Annotated in this window: 17 protein-coding genes; 14 read left to right on the top strand and 3 right to left on the bottom strand. The window is 45.3% G+C overall.

Annotation, left to right across the window (positions count from 1 at the left end):
* Nucleotides 1–2,641: ribonuclease E (rne, locus tag ACQY6Q_RS06140; protein ID WP_427979135.1), on the bottom strand; the 2,641-nt coding region annotated here is incomplete at its 3' end.
* Between the two features lie 412 nt (nucleotides 2,642–3,053).
* On the opposite strand from rne, the gene rluC reads away from it, so the two are divergent.
* On the top strand, nucleotides 3,054–4,004 hold the full coding sequence (gene rluC / locus ACQY6Q_RS06135; protein ID WP_427979133.1) for a 23S rRNA pseudouridine(955/2504/2580) synthase RluC: 951 nt from the start codon (nucleotides 3,054–3,056) through the stop codon (nucleotides 4,002–4,004).
* 54 nt (nucleotides 4,005–4,058) lie between these two features.
* Here the strand turns inward: rluC and ACQY6Q_RS06130 are convergent, their stop codons facing one another.
* Nucleotides 4,059–4,640 carry a Maf family protein gene (locus tag ACQY6Q_RS06130; RefSeq protein ID WP_427979131.1) on the bottom strand — a complete coding sequence of 194 codons (582 nt, stop codon included), beginning with the start codon at nucleotides 4,638–4,640 and terminating at the stop codon, nucleotides 4,059–4,061.
* 129 nt (nucleotides 4,641–4,769) lie between these two features.
* Between ACQY6Q_RS06130 and yceD the strand changes: the two genes are divergently transcribed.
* From yceD to ACQY6Q_RS06065, 13 genes are all read left to right on the top strand, one after another.
* Nucleotides 4,770–5,303, top strand: coding sequence for a 23S rRNA accumulation protein YceD (yceD, locus tag ACQY6Q_RS06125; RefSeq protein WP_427979129.1), 534 nt, complete (start codon nucleotides 4,770–4,772; stop codon nucleotides 5,301–5,303).
* A 12-nt stretch (nucleotides 5,304–5,315) separates the two neighbouring features.
* Nucleotides 5,316–5,489 (top strand): 50S ribosomal protein L32, encoded by a 174-nt coding sequence (gene rpmF / locus ACQY6Q_RS06120; protein ID WP_016403344.1) that lies wholly within the window; start codon nucleotides 5,316–5,318, stop codon nucleotides 5,487–5,489.
* 11 nt (nucleotides 5,490–5,500) lie between these two features.
* Complete coding sequence (plsX, locus tag ACQY6Q_RS06115) at nucleotides 5,501–6,526, top strand: phosphate acyltransferase PlsX (RefSeq protein ID WP_427979126.1); 1,026 nt, start codon at nucleotides 5,501–5,503, stop codon at nucleotides 6,524–6,526.
* 7 nt (nucleotides 6,527–6,533) lie between these two features.
* On the top strand, nucleotides 6,534–7,493 hold the full coding sequence (locus ACQY6Q_RS06110) for a beta-ketoacyl-ACP synthase III (protein ID WP_427979123.1): 960 nt from the start codon (nucleotides 6,534–6,536) through the stop codon (nucleotides 7,491–7,493).
* Between the two features lie 15 nt (nucleotides 7,494–7,508).
* Nucleotides 7,509–8,441 (top strand): ACP S-malonyltransferase, encoded by a 933-nt coding sequence (fabD, locus tag ACQY6Q_RS06105; RefSeq protein WP_427979121.1) that lies wholly within the window; start codon nucleotides 7,509–7,511, stop codon nucleotides 8,439–8,441.
* Between the two features lie 14 nt (nucleotides 8,442–8,455).
* Nucleotides 8,456–9,190, top strand: coding sequence for a 3-oxoacyl-ACP reductase FabG (fabG, locus tag ACQY6Q_RS06100; protein WP_427979119.1), 735 nt, complete (start codon nucleotides 8,456–8,458; stop codon nucleotides 9,188–9,190).
* 165 nt (nucleotides 9,191–9,355) lie between these two features.
* Entirely contained in the window at nucleotides 9,356–9,592 is a 237-nt protein-coding gene (acpP, locus tag ACQY6Q_RS06095) for an acyl carrier protein (protein WP_016403339.1), read from the top strand.
* Between the two features lie 75 nt (nucleotides 9,593–9,667).
* Nucleotides 9,668–10,912, top strand: a complete 1,245-nt coding sequence (gene fabF / locus ACQY6Q_RS06090; RefSeq protein ID WP_427979117.1) for a beta-ketoacyl-ACP synthase II — start codon at nucleotides 9,668–9,670, stop codon at nucleotides 10,910–10,912.
* A 72-nt stretch (nucleotides 10,913–10,984) separates the two neighbouring features.
* On the top strand, nucleotides 10,985–11,776 hold the full coding sequence (gene pabC / locus ACQY6Q_RS06085) for an aminodeoxychorismate lyase (RefSeq protein WP_427979115.1): 792 nt from the start codon (nucleotides 10,985–10,987) through the stop codon (nucleotides 11,774–11,776).
* Nucleotides 11,766–12,761, top strand: a complete 996-nt coding sequence (gene mltG, locus ACQY6Q_RS06080) for an endolytic transglycosylase MltG (protein WP_427979113.1) — start codon at nucleotides 11,766–11,768, stop codon at nucleotides 12,759–12,761. Before pabC ends, mltG begins: the two co-directional genes overlap by 11 nt.
* A gap of 4 nt (nucleotides 12,762–12,765) precedes the next feature.
* Nucleotides 12,766–13,398 (top strand): dTMP kinase, encoded by a 633-nt coding sequence (tmk, locus tag ACQY6Q_RS06075; protein ID WP_427979110.1) that lies wholly within the window; start codon nucleotides 12,766–12,768, stop codon nucleotides 13,396–13,398.
* The gene (locus ACQY6Q_RS06070; protein ID WP_427979108.1) at nucleotides 13,399–14,322 is read left to right on the top strand and encodes a hypothetical protein; all 924 of its coding nucleotides are present in this window, start codon (nucleotides 13,399–13,401) and stop codon (nucleotides 14,320–14,322) included. It begins immediately after the preceding gene.
* Nucleotides 14,323–14,328: 6 nt separating this feature from the next.
* Nucleotides 14,329–15,108: a TatD family hydrolase gene (locus tag ACQY6Q_RS06065; RefSeq protein ID WP_427979105.1), complete on the top strand. Its 780-nt coding sequence runs from the start codon at nucleotides 14,329–14,331 to the stop codon at nucleotides 15,106–15,108.
* Nucleotides 15,109–15,236: 128 nt separating this feature from the next.
* Here ACQY6Q_RS06065 and ACQY6Q_RS06060 read toward each other — a convergent pair.
* Nucleotides 15,237–16,350, bottom strand: a 1,114-nt coding sequence (locus ACQY6Q_RS06060) for an NOL1/NOP2/sun family putative RNA methylase (RefSeq protein WP_427979103.1), incomplete at its 5' end; no start/stop codon positions are given.

The following is a 16,350-nucleotide window of genomic DNA, read 5'->3' as shown; positions in this document are numbered from 1 at the left end:
CTGCTTTAGTTTCCGCGGGGGCTTCCACTTCAGCTGCTACTGGCGCTTCCGCTTTAGTTTCCGCGGGGGCTTCCACTTCAGCTGCTACCGGTGCTTCTGCTTTAGTTTCTGCGGGAGCTTCCACTTTAGCTGCTACTGGCGCTTCTGCTTTAGTTTCAGCGGGGCTTTCCACTTCCGCTGCAACCGGCGCTTCTGCTTTAGTTTCAGCGGGAGATTCCACTTCCGCTGCTACTGGCGCTTCTGCTTTAGTTTCTGCAGGTGCTTCGTCTTTAGCTGCAACCGAGACTTCTGCTTTAGTTTCTGCAGGTGCTTCGTCTTTAGCTGCAACTGAGACTTCTGCTTTAGTTTCTGCCTCTGGGTAACGTGCATCTACAACTTCATTTGCTGATTCAGCTTTGGGTAAGTCGTTAAAACGTTTACGTCCTGCACTGCTTGACGCGCGACGACGGCGCTTCGGTTTAGCTGGTGCTTCGTTTGATTCTGCAGCCTTCGTGGGGGCGGCTTTATCTTCTAGTGGCGCTTTTTCTTTGCTAGGCGCTGGCGGAGTCTGTTCAACCTCTACTTGCTCAGCAGGCTTAACAGTACTTGCATTATCTAAACGCACTTTTTTACGAAGGTTGCGGCGCTCACGGCGTTCTTTGATTTTTTGCTCTTTAGGCGCTTGTTCCTGCTTCTCAACAATGCTTTCTTGTGGCTGCTCATTGCTATCCGCTTTAGGCTTGTTGCGTTGATCCTTGCGACGTCGGTTACTTGGCGCTTCTTTGGCTTCTGGTGTTTCTTTGCGTTCAGGGCGCTCTTGACTTCTATTATTACGTTTATCTTTAGCACCACGCTGGTTATTCCGGCGGTTACCACGCTGGTTATCGCGTTGGTTATCTCGGGGGCTATTGTTTTTGGTTGTTGTGGCAGCTTTAGTTTCGGTCGTCGGCTCTGATGCAAATATAGAGCTGAAGAAAGCCACTATGCGCTCGATCAGCGAAGGACTGCTTACCGTTTTTGCTTGAACTGGTTTAGTTGCGGGTTTAGCTGGCACTGAAGGCGCCGCTGGAGCACTAAACCCTTGCAGAACCGGCTGCTCGGCTTCAATGCGCTCTTTAGCCACCTGATTAGGTTGATAAACTGGAGAAGGGTTCTCAGCGGTTAGCTGATAGCTGGCTTCTTGAGTTTCTTCGCCGGTACGGATACGAGTTACATCGTAGTGAGGTGTTTCCATGTGTTGGTTAGGAATAATCACCAGACGCACTGAGTGGCGTTTTTCTAGCTTGTTAATGGCTACGCGCTTTTCATTGAGCAGGTAGGCTGCCACTGGCACCGGCACCTGAGCATGCACTTCAGAGGTATTCTCTTTTAGCGCTTCTTCTTCAAATAGTCGTAGGATAGATAACGCTAACGATTCATTGTCACGAATGGTGCCTTGACCACTACAACGGGGACAAATATGGGTGCTTGACTCGCCTAGTGAAGGGCGTAAGCGCTGACGCGACATTTCTAGCAAACCGAAACGAGAAATTCGGCCGACTTGAACACGGGCGCGATCTTGGCGTACGGCTTCACGGAAGCGATTTTCTACTTCACGTTGGTTTTTAACCGGCGTCATATCGATGAAGTCAATCACTACCAAACCACCTAAGTCTCGTAGACGAAGTTGACGAGCAATTTCATCGGCGGCTTCTAGGTTGGTTTGTAAGGCCGTTTCTTCGATATCACCACCTTTAGTGGCTCGAGCCGAGTTAATATCGATAGAGGTTAATGCTTCGGTTGGGTCAATAACAATCGAGCCGCCAGAAGGTAGGCGAACTTCGCGTTGGAAGGCCGACTCGATTTGTGACTCAATTTGATAGTGATTGAACATCGGCACTTCCCCTTCGTAACGCTTAACGCGGTTAACGAAGTCAGGACGAACTAACTCGATGTGCTTCTTAGCTTGTTCAAAAATAGTTTTGTTATCGATAAGGATCTCGCCAACATCGCGACGTAGGTAATCGCGAATCGCACGAACAATAACGTTACTTTCTTGGTGAATTAAGAACGGCGCGGCTTTAGATTCCGCGGCGTCAGTAATCGCTCCCCAGTGGTTAAGCAGTACTTTTAAGTCCCACTGTAGCTCTTCAGCAGATTTACCTACACCGGCGGTGCGAACAATTAAGCCCATTCCTGTAGGTAGCTCTAAGCCGTTCATGGCTTCTTTAAGTTGGGTTCGCTCGTCTCCTTCGATACGACGCGAAATACCACCTGCACGAGGGTTATTAGGCATTAATACCAGGTAGCTTCCCGCTAGGCTGATAAAGGTAGTTAGTGCAGCGCCTTTGTTGCCTCGTTCTTCTTTATCAATCTGAACGATGACCTCTTGGCCTTCTTTTACCACTTCTTTAATGCTAGGACGGCCTTGATAAACGTAGCCTTCAGGGAAATATTCGCGGGCGATTTCTTTCATTGGAAGGAAACCGTGTCGCTCTGCGCCATAATCAACAAAAGCAGCTTCTAAACTAGGTTCTACTCGAGTAATTTTACCTTTGTAAATATTCGCTTTTTTCTGTTCGTGACCAGGACTTTCTATGTCTAAGTCGTATAGCCGTTGGCCATCGACCAATGCAACGCGCATCTCTTCAAGCTGCATTGCATTAATTAACATTCTTTTCATTCTTGTTGCCTTGGGGTTGTATTGTTAAAACAACCTTTTGGACAGCAATTAACCTGCCTTAAATGGCCAGACCCTGTGTTTTGGTCAGAGCGTATAGGTAACCTCCCGGTTAGCTTCTCTAGTCTTTAGGGCGCATTTTGGCGCTTTTATAAATAATAGGTCCCGCAGATTTTGCTTGCCGGACTAAACAATCTATTCTATATAGCTTTGATTTAAGGCAAATAATTGTGATTGCCCATCAGGTTGCTATGAAAAATCTTAGTTTTAAGAGCGCCAAAATATACAAATTAATGCGCTCTGAATGCTGTGCCAAATAAGGAAAACCTTTAAAAACGGGCACTTTAAGCCTTACAAATATAGCAAAGCTATATTTTTCCATCAAATTATTTATGAGCATGTTACAATTTTTGCTATGAATACTGAAAATAAAGCAGTTCAGATGGTTACGGTAAGTGACGATGAAGCTGGACAAAGAATAGATAACTTCCTTTTAAAACACCTGAAAGGGGTACCGAAAAGTCGTATTTATCGTATTTTACGCAAAGGTGAGGTCAGGGTTAACAAAAAACGGGTTAAACCGGAATATAAGCTAGCCGCCGACGACGTGGTGAGGATACCTCCGATACGGGTCTCTGAGGCCAGTAGTTTGCCGTCAAATAAGCTAAACCAAGTCACCGAGCTTGAACAGCACATCGTTTATGAAGACGATTGCTTGCTGGTGATTAACAAACCTTCGGGTATGGCGGTGCATGGTGGTAGTGGGCTTAGCTTTGGCGTAATTGAAGCACTTCGCTCATTACGTCAAGATTGCCGTTACTTGGAATTAGTGCATCGTATCGACAGAGATACTTCGGGTTTGTTAGTGGTGGCTAAAAAACGCAGTGCCCTGCGCGAAATGCATCGTCAATTGCGCGAAAAAGTCGTGCAAAAAGATTATCTAACGCTGGTTCACGGCCAGTGGCCAAAATCGATTAAGACTGTGGATGCTCCTTTAAGAAAAAATGCCCTAGCATCTGGAGAGCGTATCGTGATTGTCGACTATCACGAAGGAAAGCCATCGTTGACTCGTTTTCGCATCGAGCGACGTTTTGCCGATATGACCTTAATGAAGGCCAGTCCGGTAACTGGGCGAACCCATCAAATTAGGGTTCATTGTTTAGAGCAAGGTCATAGTATCGCCGGCGATGACAAATATACCGATAAAGCCCTATTAGCTGAAACCCAAGCGAAGGGCTTATCGCGGCTATTTCTACATGCTTGGCAGATCCGCTTCATTCACCCAGCCAGCCAAAAAGAAATGCATCTAACTGCGCCGTTAGAAGCCAGCCTGCAACAATTTTGCGAGCAATTAACGCCTCTATAACAGAGGCGCGGCGCATGTTCTCGTTAGTGCCTGCGCTGCGCTCTTGATAGTTTCTTATAATAAAGGATAGTTTTGCGCTTCCAATAAGCCACATAACTTGATTAGCGGCAAACCAATAAGAGTATTGGGGTCGTCGCCGCGTAAATACTTAAACAGAACAATGCCAGAGCCCTCACTTTTAAAACTACCGGCACAGTTATAGGGTTGCTCGCTGTTTAAGTAGCGTTCTATCAGTGAAGGACTGAGTTCTCGAAAGCCCACCTCAAAGGTATCCACTAGGCTCTCCATATGCTGAGTCTGGCTGTTATATAGTGCTAAGCCAGTATAAAACATAATGGTTTTACCACTGGCGCGGCTAAGCTGCTTGACCGCATTTACATGGTTGCCCGGTTTTCCTACAATCTCTCCGTCAATACAACATACTTGATCGGAGCCTATAATTAGATGCTGCGGATAACTAGCTGCACCGGCGAGGGCTTTTTGCTCGGCCAAACGTACTACAAGCTGTTGCGCCGATTCATCTTTTTGCGGGCTTTCGTCTATGTCGGGACTAAAGCTCGAAAAATGGGGAGTTACTTTTTCTAAAACCTGCTTTCTAAAAGGAGAGCTAGAGGCGAGAATGAGTCGATTTTCCATCGTTTTTTAACCAAAATTAAAGCTTGGTAGATTGTAAACACAATTTATTGCCGTGACGATGCTTAAAGCCATGAAAAAAGCAGAAATTGTTTTGACTATCGCTAAGCGTAACTATATTATGCGCGCCTTATGCAAAAAGTGAAATTACCAGTAGAGATTGACCCGTTTAAGACGGCTAGGCGAAAGTTAGATTATCAAGGTGTCCTTGAAGTAAAACGATTGCCCCGATTAAGCGAAGCAAGCTTGAAAGTGAATAGTGATGTAGACGTCTGGTTGCGCTTTGAAACCGATCCTCAAGGGTTGGTTGTCGTTCAAGGCAAAGCGTTAACTGAGGTGGAGTTGGAATGCCAACGATGCGGAGAAAGTTTTACTTATCCAATTCATGTTGAATTCAACTACTCACCAGTCTGCGATGAATCGCAAGTGGAAGCGTTACCTGAAGATTACGAACCACTACAGTTAGATGAAGACAACTATTTCTTGGTCGCTGATTTGATTGAAGACGAGCTCTTGCTTGCCTTACCAATCATTCCCAAACATGAATTAACAGCATGTAAGGTTCAGCAGAGCGAGCAAGTATTTGGCGAAATCGACGAGGTAGTAGAGAAAGAATCTAAACCGAATCCATTTGCAGTGTTACAAAGTTTAAAAAAGAAAGACTAGGAGACTGGGTCAATGGCTGTTCAGAAAAGTAAAGTTACACGTTCTAGACGTGGCATGCGTCGTTCACATGACGCAATTGAAAACAATGTTGCATTAACTACTGACGCAACTTCAGGTGAACTTCACCGTCGTCACCATGTTACTGCTGACGGTTACTACCGCGGTAACAAGGTTATTAACAAGTAAATTTTTGCATTTTGCAAAAACTTACTATTGCAGTTGATGCAATGGGGGGCGATATTGGCCCCCATGTTACAGTGCCTGCCGTTGCGCAGGCACTTAACGAATACTCCCATCTCTATGTTACCTTAATTGGTGACCAACACCTTATACATCCCTTACTGATTCAATTTGGTATTGCTCAGCACCCACGCCTGTTGTTTATTCATACTAGCCAAGTTGTCACTGCTAACGATAAGCCGATCACCGCACTACGTTCGCGCCGTCAATCCTCGATGCGTTTAGCGTTGGATTTGGTTCATCAAGGCCAAGCTGATGCCTGTGTTAGCGCTGGCAATACTGGGGCATTAATGGCGATGGCAAAGGTGGTACTTAAGCTGTTGCCAGGAATAGAGCGGCCAGCGTTAATTAGCCATTTACCCGAAGAAAGCGGTAGAGGTTGTTTATTGTTGGATCTAGGCGCGAACTCTAGTTGTGACTCAGAAGTGTTGATGCAGTTCGCCGTGATGGGGGCCGCCTTAGCTGAAAGTGTATGGGGGTTAACTCGTCCACGGGTGGCCTTACTTAATATTGGCGAAGAGCAAATAAAGGGTAACGATGTGGTTAAACAAACCGCGCAGCTTCTTGAAAACTCAAACGCAATTAATTACATTGGCTTTGTTGAGGGGAATCAGCTATTTAGTGGTAAAGCTGATGTAATAGTTTGTGATGGATTTGTCGGCAATATTGCATTAAAAACCGCCGAAGGCGTATCTAAGCTGATTCTTACCAAACTAAAAGCCCAGTTCGATGTAAACTGGTTTGCTCGATTTATATTAAAATTGTTTTTGCCAAGCTTAAAATCACAGTTAAAACAACTGAACCCCGACCAGTATAATGGCGCGAGTCTGGTAGGATTGCGCGGCATTGTGATTAAGAGCCATGGTCATGCCGACGAGACGGCATTTTTACAAGCTATTCACCAAGCCGTTGCCGAAATACAGCAGCAAGTGCCAAGCCGTATTACCGACAAATTAGAATCTTTATTAATTGATAAGCATTAAGTCATTTATGTACTCAAAAATATTATCTACGGGTAGTTATCTGCCAAGTAACGTAAGAACCAATTCCGATCTTGAGCGAATGGTTGAAACCAGTGACCAGTGGATCACTGACCGCACGGGTATAAAAGAACGTCGAATTGCTGGTAACAATGAGTCGGTAGCCGATATGGGCGCGTACGCGGCTGAACTAGCGATTGAAAGAGCGGGTATCGATAAAAATGACATCGGCCTGATTATTTTAGCCACCACTTCAAGTGAAAATGCTTTTCCTGCTGCGGCTTGTGAAGTTCAAGCTAAGTTGGCTTTGCCTGGCGTGCCCGCCTTTGACATCGCCGCCGCTTGTGCCGGCTTTACTTATGCCTTAAGTGTGGCCGATCAGTACATAAAAAGTGGCTTAGTTAAAACCGCTTTAGTGATTGGCGCAGATAAACTATCTCACATGTGTGATCCCGATGATCGCTCAACCATCATTTTATTTGGTGATGGTGCAGGTGCGGTATTGCTGGGCGCGAGTGAGCAGCCGGGTATTTTGTCTACCCATATTCATGCTGACGGCCGTTATGGTGATCTACTCAAGCTCCCTCATCCGCGCCGTGGTATGTCGGGCAGTGAAATGGAATCTTACATGACCATGAGTGGTAATGAAGTATTCAAAGTCGCGGTAACCCGTTTAAGTGAAATTGTGACTGATACCTTGGCCGCCAATGGTATCGATAAAAGTGAATTAGATTGGTTGGTTCCCCATCAAGCCAATTTCAGAATTATTAAAGCCACAGCCAAAAAACTATCCATGCCGATAGATAAAGTGGTATTAACCTTAGACCGACATGGCAATACTTCTGCTGCTTCTGTGCCTATTGCTTTAGATGAAGCAGTAACTGACGGACGTATTCAGCGTGGACAGCTAGTATTACTGGAAGCCTTTGGTGGTGGTTTTGCGTGGGGCAGTGCCCTAGTTAGATTTTAATTAGTAGGATAGATGATGAGTAAATTAGCATTTGTTTTTCCAGGACAGGGTTCTCAAAGCGTTGGCATGTTGGCCGAACTAGTTGAGGAATACCCGATTGTTGCTGATACCTTTAAAGAAGCATCAGAGGTATTAGGTTATGACTTAGCGGGCTTAATCGCTAATGGTCCTGCAGAAACGCTAAATGAAACTAGCCGTACCCAGCCAGCTTTGCTTGCCGCATCTGTGGCGTTATGGCGTCTATGGAATCAACTGGGTGGCGAACAACCTAAACTATTAGCCGGTCACAGCTTGGGTGAATACTCTGCTTTAACTTGTGCTGGCGTATTAAGTTTTGCAGATGCGCTGAAATTGGTTGAGTATCGTGGTCAGCTAATGCAACAAGCCGTGCCTGCGGGAGTAGGGGCTATGTCTGCCATTATTGGCTTGGCAAACCAAGATATTATTGATGCTTGCGAAAAGGCTGCTGAAGATCAAGTGGTTACTGCGGTTAACTTTAATTCTCCGGGACAAGTGGTTATTGCCGGTCATAAAGAAGCGGTAGAGCGCGCTAACTTACTATGTAAGGAAGCAGGTGCTAAACGTGCTCTTCCGTTGCCGGTTAGCGTTCCTTCTCACTGTGCGTTAATGCAACCTGCCGCAGACGAGTTGGCGGGTTATATCGAAGGGGTGACCTTTTCAGAGCCGAAATTCGATGTGATTAATAACGTTGATGTTGCTATTGAAAAAGAGGCTAAAGCGATTAAGTCTGCTTTAATTAAGCAGTTATATAGTCCAGTACGCTGGACTGAGACTGTTGAAACTATGGCTGCCAAAGGTATCGACACCGTTTATGAGTGTGGCCCAGGTAAAGTGTTAAGTGGTTTAGTGAAGCGTATTCACAAACCTTTAGTGGCAGCCGCAATTAACGATGTAACATCGATAAAAACAGCTTTAGATAATAAGTAACGAGGATAAGTTTAATGTCTTTACAAGGTAAAGTGGCCTTAGTCACTGGAGCAAGTCGCGGAATTGGTCGAGCAACGGCTGAAACCTTAGTCGCTAGAGGCGCTACGGTTATCGGTACAGCTACTTCCGAGAAAGGAGCAGAAGCGATTGCTAGTTACTTAGGTGACAATGGCACTGGTTTAGCCCTAGACGTGACATCAACCGAGTCTATTCAACAGTTATTTGCTGATATTAAAGCTAAATATGGTGATATCGATATTTTAGTGAATAATGCGGGTATCACTCGTGACAATTTGTTAATGCGTATGAAAGACGAAGAGTGGGAAGATATTATCAGTACTAACCTGACTTCGGTATACCGTTTAAGCAAGGCGGTATTGCGCTCAATGATGAAAAAACGTCATGGCCGCATTATCAGTATTGGCTCAGTGGTTGGAACCATGGGCAATGCAGGTCAAGCTAATTACGCAGCAGCAAAAGCTGGGGTATTAGGTTTTACTCGCTCATTAGCGCGTGAAGTCGCTTCTCGCGGGATCACAGTAAACGCGATTGCCCCCGGTTTTATTGAAACAGATATGACCAGAGCACTTGACGAGAATCAACGTGGTGCTATCTTGTCGCAGGTGCCTATGGCTCGTCTTGGTGACGCTGAAGAAATCGCCAAAACCGTCGCTTTTTTGGCAAGTGAAGATGCTGCCTACATTACGGGCGAAACGATCCATGTGAATGGCGGGATGTACATGGTTTAAGCAGTGGCTTAAAAAATGTGCAAAAAATTGATAGATCGCAAGTTTTTTAGATAAATAACTACGAAAAACGTGGTTAGACCACTACGGTTAGACTTGCAAAGTAGTTCGGTTTGAATACACTATCGCAACAACGCAGAAGCGTATTTACTAAGGAAAAATATTGTCATGAGTGCAATTGAAGAACGTGTTAAAAAAATCATCATCGAGCAATTAGGTGTAAGCGAAGACGAAGTTAAAAACGAAGCTTCTTTCGTTGACGACTTAGGCGCTGACTCTTTAGATACTGTAGAACTAGTTATGGCTTTAGAGGAAGAATTCGATACTGAGATTCCTGATGAAGAAGCTGAAAAAATTACTACTGTACAAGCTGCAATTGATTACGTTCTAAATAATCAAGATTAATAAAAAAGTGGGCGACATCAGTCGCCCATTTTGCATCCCCCTAAGATAAGTAAATCCCCCCTTGGAGGCATTTCAGTGACCAAACGTAGAGTCGTTGTTACTGGTATTGGTGCGCTATCACCAGTAGGTAATACAGCAGAGTCAACTTGGCAAGCATTACAAGCTGGCCAAAGTGGCATAGGCCCTATCGAACACTTTGATGTAGAAGCATTTCCAACCCGTTTTGCAGGCTTGGTTAAAGACTTCAATGTTGAAGAATTTATGAGCAAAAAAGACGCCCGTAAAATGGACGCGTTTATTCAATACGGTGTAGCAGCCGGTGTCATGGCTTTTGATGACGCAGGTATTGAAGTTACTGAGGAAAATGCAGATAGCATTGGGGTGTCTATAGGCTCTGGTATCGGTGGTCTAGGACTTATCGAACAGAACCATGAAAATTATTTAAAAAATGGGCCGCGCAAGATTAGCCCGTTTTTTGTTCCATCAACCATTATCAACATGGTTGCGGGTCACCTTTCCATAATGAAAGGCTTAAAAGGACCTAACATTGCGGTTACTACCGCTTGTACTACTGGCGCACACGCTATTGGTTTAGCTGCTCGAATGATCGCTTATGGCGACGCAGATGTCATGTTAGCCGGTGGTGCAGAAAAAGCCTCAACCCATCTAGGTATGGGTGGTTTTGGGGCCGCTAAAGCCTTATCTACTCGAAACGATGACCCTACAAAGGCCAGTCGCCCTTGGGATAAAGATCGTGACGGTTTTGTACTTGGTGATGGTGCTGGTGTTGTAGTACTTGAAGAGTATGAGGCAGCCAAAGCGCGTGGCGCTAAAATATACGCAGAATTAGTTGGCTTTGGTATGAGTGGTGATGCTTACCACATGACTTCGCCACCGGCTGACGGTGATGGCGCTGCTCGTTCTATGGCTGCGGCGATTAAAGATGCAGGCATTGATGCTGCAGCTATTGATTACATCAATGCTCACGGCACATCAACTCCAGCTGGCGATATCGCAGAAACTCAAGCGGTTAAAAGTGTATTTGGCGAGCACGCTAACAAGGTCTTGGTTAGTTCAACAAAATCGATGACCGGTCACCTATTAGGTGCAGCAGGCGCAGTTGAAGCGATTATCTCTATCTTGGCTATTCGCGATCAAATTGCACCGCCTACCATCAATCTAGAGAATCCTAGTGAGGGTTGCGATTTAGATTACGTAGTTGGTAAAGCGCGTGCAGCGAAAATCGATTACGCTTTATCTAACTCTTTTGGTTTCGGTGGAACTAACGGTTCGCTGATATTCAAGAAAATTGATAGCTAAACGCGTATCTTCGCTATAGCAAATTAAAGCCTGATGTTATCATCGGGCTTTTTTATATATAGGATTTTTAACTTGCACGATTCTGCTTTGTCTCAGCTTGATCGGGGCTTAAGTTACGGTGACGGCTTTTTTACTACCATGTTGGTAGAGAATGGGGCTATCCAATTGTGGCCTTATCATCACCAGCGCTTGCTTAAGGCTCAGCAGCAACTCGGTTTTCCATTGGTAGAACTTGAGCAGATCAAGCAGGAGCTGGAACAAGCCCTGCAGGGGAAGGTTTTAGCGGTTGCTAAGATCACCATTACTAGAGGTGTAGGTGGGCGAGGTTACAGTCTTCCGCAAGACGCTATTCCAACCATTTTCACCAGTATCAGCGAGTTTCCAGCGCATTATCTAAACTTGCGTCAGCAAGGATTAACTCTAGGCTTAGCTAAACAACGTTTAGCCAGTGGTAACATCACCGCCAATTTAAAAACCCTTAATCGTTTAGAGCAGGTATTACTTAAACAAGAAGCCGATATTCAACATGTGGATGACTTGGTTTGTTGTGATATTTTTGATCATGTTATCGAGGGGGTGGCATCTAACTTGTTTTGGGTTAAAGAAAACTGCATTTATACCAGTGATCTTCAGGGGGCCGGGGTTGCAGGTACCCAACGGGCCTTTTTACTGGATAACCTTGGTCAATCCCCCTATCAGCTAAAAATCGGAAAGTTTACACTTGCTCACATGAAGCAGGCCGATGAAATATTTGTTAGTAATGCGCTGTTACAATTTGCGCCGATTAAACAGTTTGCAGAGTATAGCTACACAGCTTTTCCTGTTTGTCGGTGGTTTCAAGATTTGGTGAAGCATGCTTCGTAAAGTTATTTTCAGTTTTATCCTATTATCCTTAGTGGCTGGTTTGCTTGGCTATCGCTGGTTTGATCGTTATTTAACTCAGCAATGGCAGCAGCCGAGAACAGCCTTGTTGGAACAAGTTTCGGTGAGCGCCGGTGATAATTTGTATCGGGTCGCCCATTCTGTCTTTGCCAATGCCGACAAGGATGTTTGGTGGCTGAGAGTATGGTTTAAGTTACATCCTCAGCATAGCCAAATCAAACGTGGCTACTACGCTTTACCCGAGCAGCTAAGCTACGCCGAGCTAGCCCAGCTGTTGGCTAGCGGGAAGGTAATGCAACTTAAAGTTAGCCTTATTGAGGGCGAAACTTTTGCCGAATTTTGGGCCAAGTTGAATACCACAGAAGGTATTAAGCCGAGCGATAAAACCGAGCAGCAGTTAATCGAGTGGCTTAAGTTAGAGCACAGCAAGCTAGAGGGTTTGTTACTGCCAGAAACCTATTTCTTTGTACATGATACTCCTGCGGAACAGATAGTATTACGGGCTAACCAAGCCTTAAATAAGGTGTTAGAAGAGCAATGGAGTAAGCGCCAAGAAAACCTGCCGCTAGCTAACCCCTATCAAGCCTTGATATTAGCGTCGATTATTGAGAAAGAAACAGGCGCTAAGTTTGAACGTCCTACCATTGCATCGGTATTTGTTAATCGTTTGAATAAAGGGATGCGTTTACAAACCGATCCTACGGTTATTTATGGTATGGGTGAGCGTTATGATGGCAATATTCGACGTAAAGATTTACGCGAGGCCACACCTTACAATACTTATGTGATTAAGGCTTTACCGCCTACGCCTATTGCCATGGCCAGCGAAGATGCCATTATTGCGGCCCTAAATCCAGAACATACGCGCTACTATTATTTCGTTGCCAAAGGAGGCGGTGAACATTACTTCTCCAAGTCCTTGGCCGAGCATAATCGAGCAGTAAGAAAATATATTTTAAAGAAGTAATAGAATGAAGCCCGGAAAGTTTATTGTTATTGAAGGATTAGAAGGCGCTGGAAAAAGTACCGCGGTGGCGGTTATTCAGCAGCAGTTAACACAACACGGTATCGCATTCATCAATACTCGTGAACCAGGAGGAACCCCCATTGCCGAAGCATTACGCAACATTGTTAAGCAAGGGGTGGACGATGAACAAGTCTGTGATAGTACCGAGTTGCTGCTGATGTATGCCGCTCGTGCACAGTTAGTCGAAACACGAATTAAGCCAGCCTTAGCGGCCGGTACATGGGTTATTGGCGATCGCCACGATCTCTCTTCGCAGGCCTATCAGGGCGGTGGACGGCAGTTAGGTTTAGCTAAGCTACAAGCGCTTAAACAACTGGCCATTGGTGATTTTGAACCCGACTTGACCCTGTATCTGGATATTGAGCCCAGCTTGGGTTTAAGCCGTGCCCGCGAACGTGGCGCCTTAGATCGCATAGAGCAGCAAGCTTTAAGTTTTTTTGAGCGCAGTCGCGAGGTGTATTTAGCCCAAGCCGCCGCATCAAACAAGATTAAAACCATTGATGCGAGTCAGCAACTGGCTAGCGTTTCTAGCGACATTGAAGCGACTATCAGCGCTTATTTGAAGGATGTCGATTAGATGAGTTTGCCTTGGTTGCGTCAAAGTTGGCAACAACTGTCTAAGCAATTGCTAGAGCAACAAATGCCACCTAGTTTGTTGCTTCGAGGCGAACGAGGCCTAGGTAAATTGCAATTGGCTCAGTTTGTTGCCAAAACCTTATTATGCAGCGAACAACAACATCAGGCCTGTAATCGTTGTCATAGTTGTCAGTTATTTGATGCCGGCGCACACAGTAGTGTGTTTCATTTTTCCCATGACAAACCCAAGGTAGATGACATTCGCGCTTTAACGGCTTGGGCTAACCAAACCAGCCAATTAGGGGCTTACAAAGTGGCAATTTTATCTGATATTGGCTCGCTTAATCCCGCGTCCAATAATGCTTTGCTCAAAACCCTAGAAGAGCCGGTCGCGAATACCCATTTCATTTTAATTAATCATTTGCCGTTTAAGCCGATCCCCACCATTGCTAGCCGTTGTCAGTTACTGACCATTAATGTTCCGCCGATAGAGCAAGTACAACAGTGGCTGGTTCAACAGAAATTAAAGCTTGACCAGCATTTCCCGTTGATCCATCGTTTCTGCAACGGCTCTCCCTTAGCCATTGCCGATTTCTACCGAGAACAACAACTGAGCGAATTACAAAGTTTTGTCGAGCAATATCAGTTGGCTTTGAGCCAGCAGCCAAATAAATTGGCGGAACTGATCAGCAAAGACCCGCTTAAGTTGCATTGGTTAGGGCATTGTCTATTACTGAGCATTAGTATCGCTAGAGGCTTGGTGAGCGAAACCACGTTTGCCACGTTTAGCTTTAAGGCGGCGTCGGTAAAAGCGCTTGAATTGGCCTATCAAGATTGGTTAGATCTTTGTAAACAATGGGAAACATTTCCCGGGCTTAATCTTAGCCAGCAGCTTTACCCACTAATTAGTAGATTTAAGGATTGATAGTAAATGTTAGTCGACTCTCATTGCCATTTAGACCGTTTAGACTATCAAAACAACCACCAAAACGTTGCCGACGCTTTAGCCAAAGCCAAATTGGCAGGGGTTGATTATTGCTTAGCGGTGGCCATTTCACCGGAAAAATTTCCAGCCATGCTTGAAAAGGTAGAGCAGTTTGAACAAGTGTTTGCCTCCTGTGGCATGCATCCTTTATATGTTCAGGATCAACCATTCGACTTAGCGCAAATGGAGGCCCACATACAGCACCCCAAGGTGGTGGCTGTGGGGGAAACCGGACTGGATTATTTCTATGCCAAAGAGCATAAAACACTGCAGCAACAGGTATTTGTTGAGCAAATTAAATTGGCGGTAAAACATAATAAGCCGTTGATTATTCATACCCGCGATGCGAGAGAAGATACTCTAGAGTTGCTCAGAGAGCATCAAGCTGATAGCTGTAAAGGGGTGCTACACTGTTTTACTGAAAGTTTAGAAATGGCTGAAGCCGCCATGGAAATGGGCTTTTACATTTCTGCTTCGGGAATCATTAGTTTTAATTCCGCTAAGGAGTTACAGCAAACCTTTAAGCAGATCCCTTTAGAGCGGATCTTGGTTGAAACCGATAGCCCTTATTTGGCTCCTGTTCCGTATCGAGGAAAAGAAAATCAACCCGCCTATACTCGTCGGGTTGCTGAGTGCTTAGCCGAGATTAAGGGAATAAGTTTGCAGCAAGTAGCAGAGCAAACCACGAAAAATTTCTTTGACTTGTTCAGCTTGGCTAAGCCTTAAAAAAACGGCTCCACTCTAGTCCTTGAGCGGAGCGTAGGGGAAGGGCTCTTTTTGTTAGAGCCTTGCGCTAATAGTAATTAAGTTTAGTCGCGCTTAGCGACTTTGCAAACTGAGCGCCCCCTTCCATATCAGCTTAGCCCCTTATCTTTTACCAGCTCTCGCGGGTAGCCATTCTTAATTTTGTTGCGAACCCACTTACCTAGGCCGATAATTTGCCCCTGATAACTTAAGGCCAGTTCTCCCTTGTTATTGTTGGGGTAGCTAATATCCTTGCCTTGATAATATTGGTGTGCCTGCTGATGGTCTAATTCCAGCACGTTTTTACTCACCAACGAAGCCAAGGCCGTTATCGCATCGTGGCTGGTACGAAAGCCTTGTTTAAACTCTTCTGCTAGCTTTATACCTACGCGTTCAAAGCGCATTTCATCTTTAACCCGAAGAAAGCTGTTGGGAAGTAACCAATAGTCTTGGCCTTTGAGAAAGACACTGTAGTTTTCCGGTAAGGTAATACCGAAGAGTTGAGAAAAATGTGTCTGAATAGCAGCCTGTTGTTTTTTGCTCGCAGCCTGGTAAGCAAAGGGCTTAATTCGTTTGTTTACTTCTGGAGTGGTCATTGAGGTAGCGGTTTTGCGTAAAGCGGCCACAAAAAAACCTTCGCTATCGTAATATTGCGGCCATATGTGTAGGTAACCTTCACTAGTGAGTGCCCGCGAGCTGCCTTGGAATAGCTGACCCAAGCTAATTGGCTCAAATTGCTCTGGATAACGCTGGGCAAGTGTTGCTATCACGTGCTGGTTTTCTTGCTGATTGAGGGTGCAGGTAGAGTAAACCACCACGCCGCCAGGTTTTAAAGCCTGTAGTGCACTTTCTAATAAGGTAGTTTGCAGCGCAGAGATCTCTGCTACATGCTGCTCGCTCCAGTTATCCAGTGCGTAAGGATCTTTACGTAAGGTGCCTTCGCCAGAGCAGGGCGCATCAAGCAAGATGGCATCAAATTGTTCACTCATCCATGGACCAAATACTTCAGCGCTAAAGTGAGTGATAGCGGCATTAGTCACTCCACAGCGAATAAGGTTGGCGGATAATACTTTCACCCGGCTGGCAGAGTACTCATTGGCTATAATGGCGCCTTGTCCTGCTAACACCGCGGCGAGTTGAGTAGTTTTAGAACCCGGCGCGGCGGCTGCATCTAAAATCAGGCTATTTGCTTGCGGTTCAAAGCAGTGAAATAAGGCGCTAACC

Origin of the sequence: Agarivorans sp. (assembly GCF_050295395.1) — a bacterium.
Classification (GTDB): Bacteria; Pseudomonadota; Gammaproteobacteria; order Enterobacterales; family Celerinatantimonadaceae; genus Agarivorans.
This window is presented reverse-complemented; position numbering and strand designations above follow the sequence as displayed.

Bases quoted from the DNA above. Each gene is read 5' to 3' on its own strand.
- rluC (WP_427979133.1), top strand. From the start codon at position 3,054: ATGAATACTGAAAATAAAGCAGTTCAGATGGTTACGGTAAGTGACGAT.
- ACQY6Q_RS06130 (WP_427979131.1), bottom strand. From the start codon at position 4,640: ATGGAAAATCGACTCATTCTCGCCTCTAGCTCTCCTTTTAGAAAGCAG.
- yceD (WP_427979129.1), top strand. From the start codon at position 4,770: ATGCAAAAAGTGAAATTACCAGTAGAGATTGACCCGTTTAAGACGGCT.
- rpmF (WP_016403344.1), top strand. From the start codon at position 5,316: ATGGCTGTTCAGAAAAGTAAAGTTACACGTTCTAGACGTGGCATGCGT.
- ACQY6Q_RS06110 (WP_427979123.1), top strand. From the start codon at position 6,534: ATGTACTCAAAAATATTATCTACGGGTAGTTATCTGCCAAGTAACGTA.
- fabD (WP_427979121.1), top strand. From the start codon at position 7,509: ATGAGTAAATTAGCATTTGTTTTTCCAGGACAGGGTTCTCAAAGCGTT.
- fabG (WP_427979119.1), top strand. From the start codon at position 8,456: ATGTCTTTACAAGGTAAAGTGGCCTTAGTCACTGGAGCAAGTCGCGGA.
- acpP (WP_016403339.1), top strand. From the start codon at position 9,356: ATGAGTGCAATTGAAGAACGTGTTAAAAAAATCATCATCGAGCAATTA.
- mltG (WP_427979113.1), top strand. From the start codon at position 11,766: ATGCTTCGTAAAGTTATTTTCAGTTTTATCCTATTATCCTTAGTGGCT.
- tmk (WP_427979110.1), top strand. From the start codon at position 12,766: ATGAAGCCCGGAAAGTTTATTGTTATTGAAGGATTAGAAGGCGCTGGA.
- ACQY6Q_RS06070 (WP_427979108.1), top strand. From the start codon at position 13,399: ATGAGTTTGCCTTGGTTGCGTCAAAGTTGGCAACAACTGTCTAAGCAA.
- ACQY6Q_RS06065 (WP_427979105.1), top strand. From the start codon at position 14,329: ATGTTAGTCGACTCTCATTGCCATTTAGACCGTTTAGACTATCAAAAC.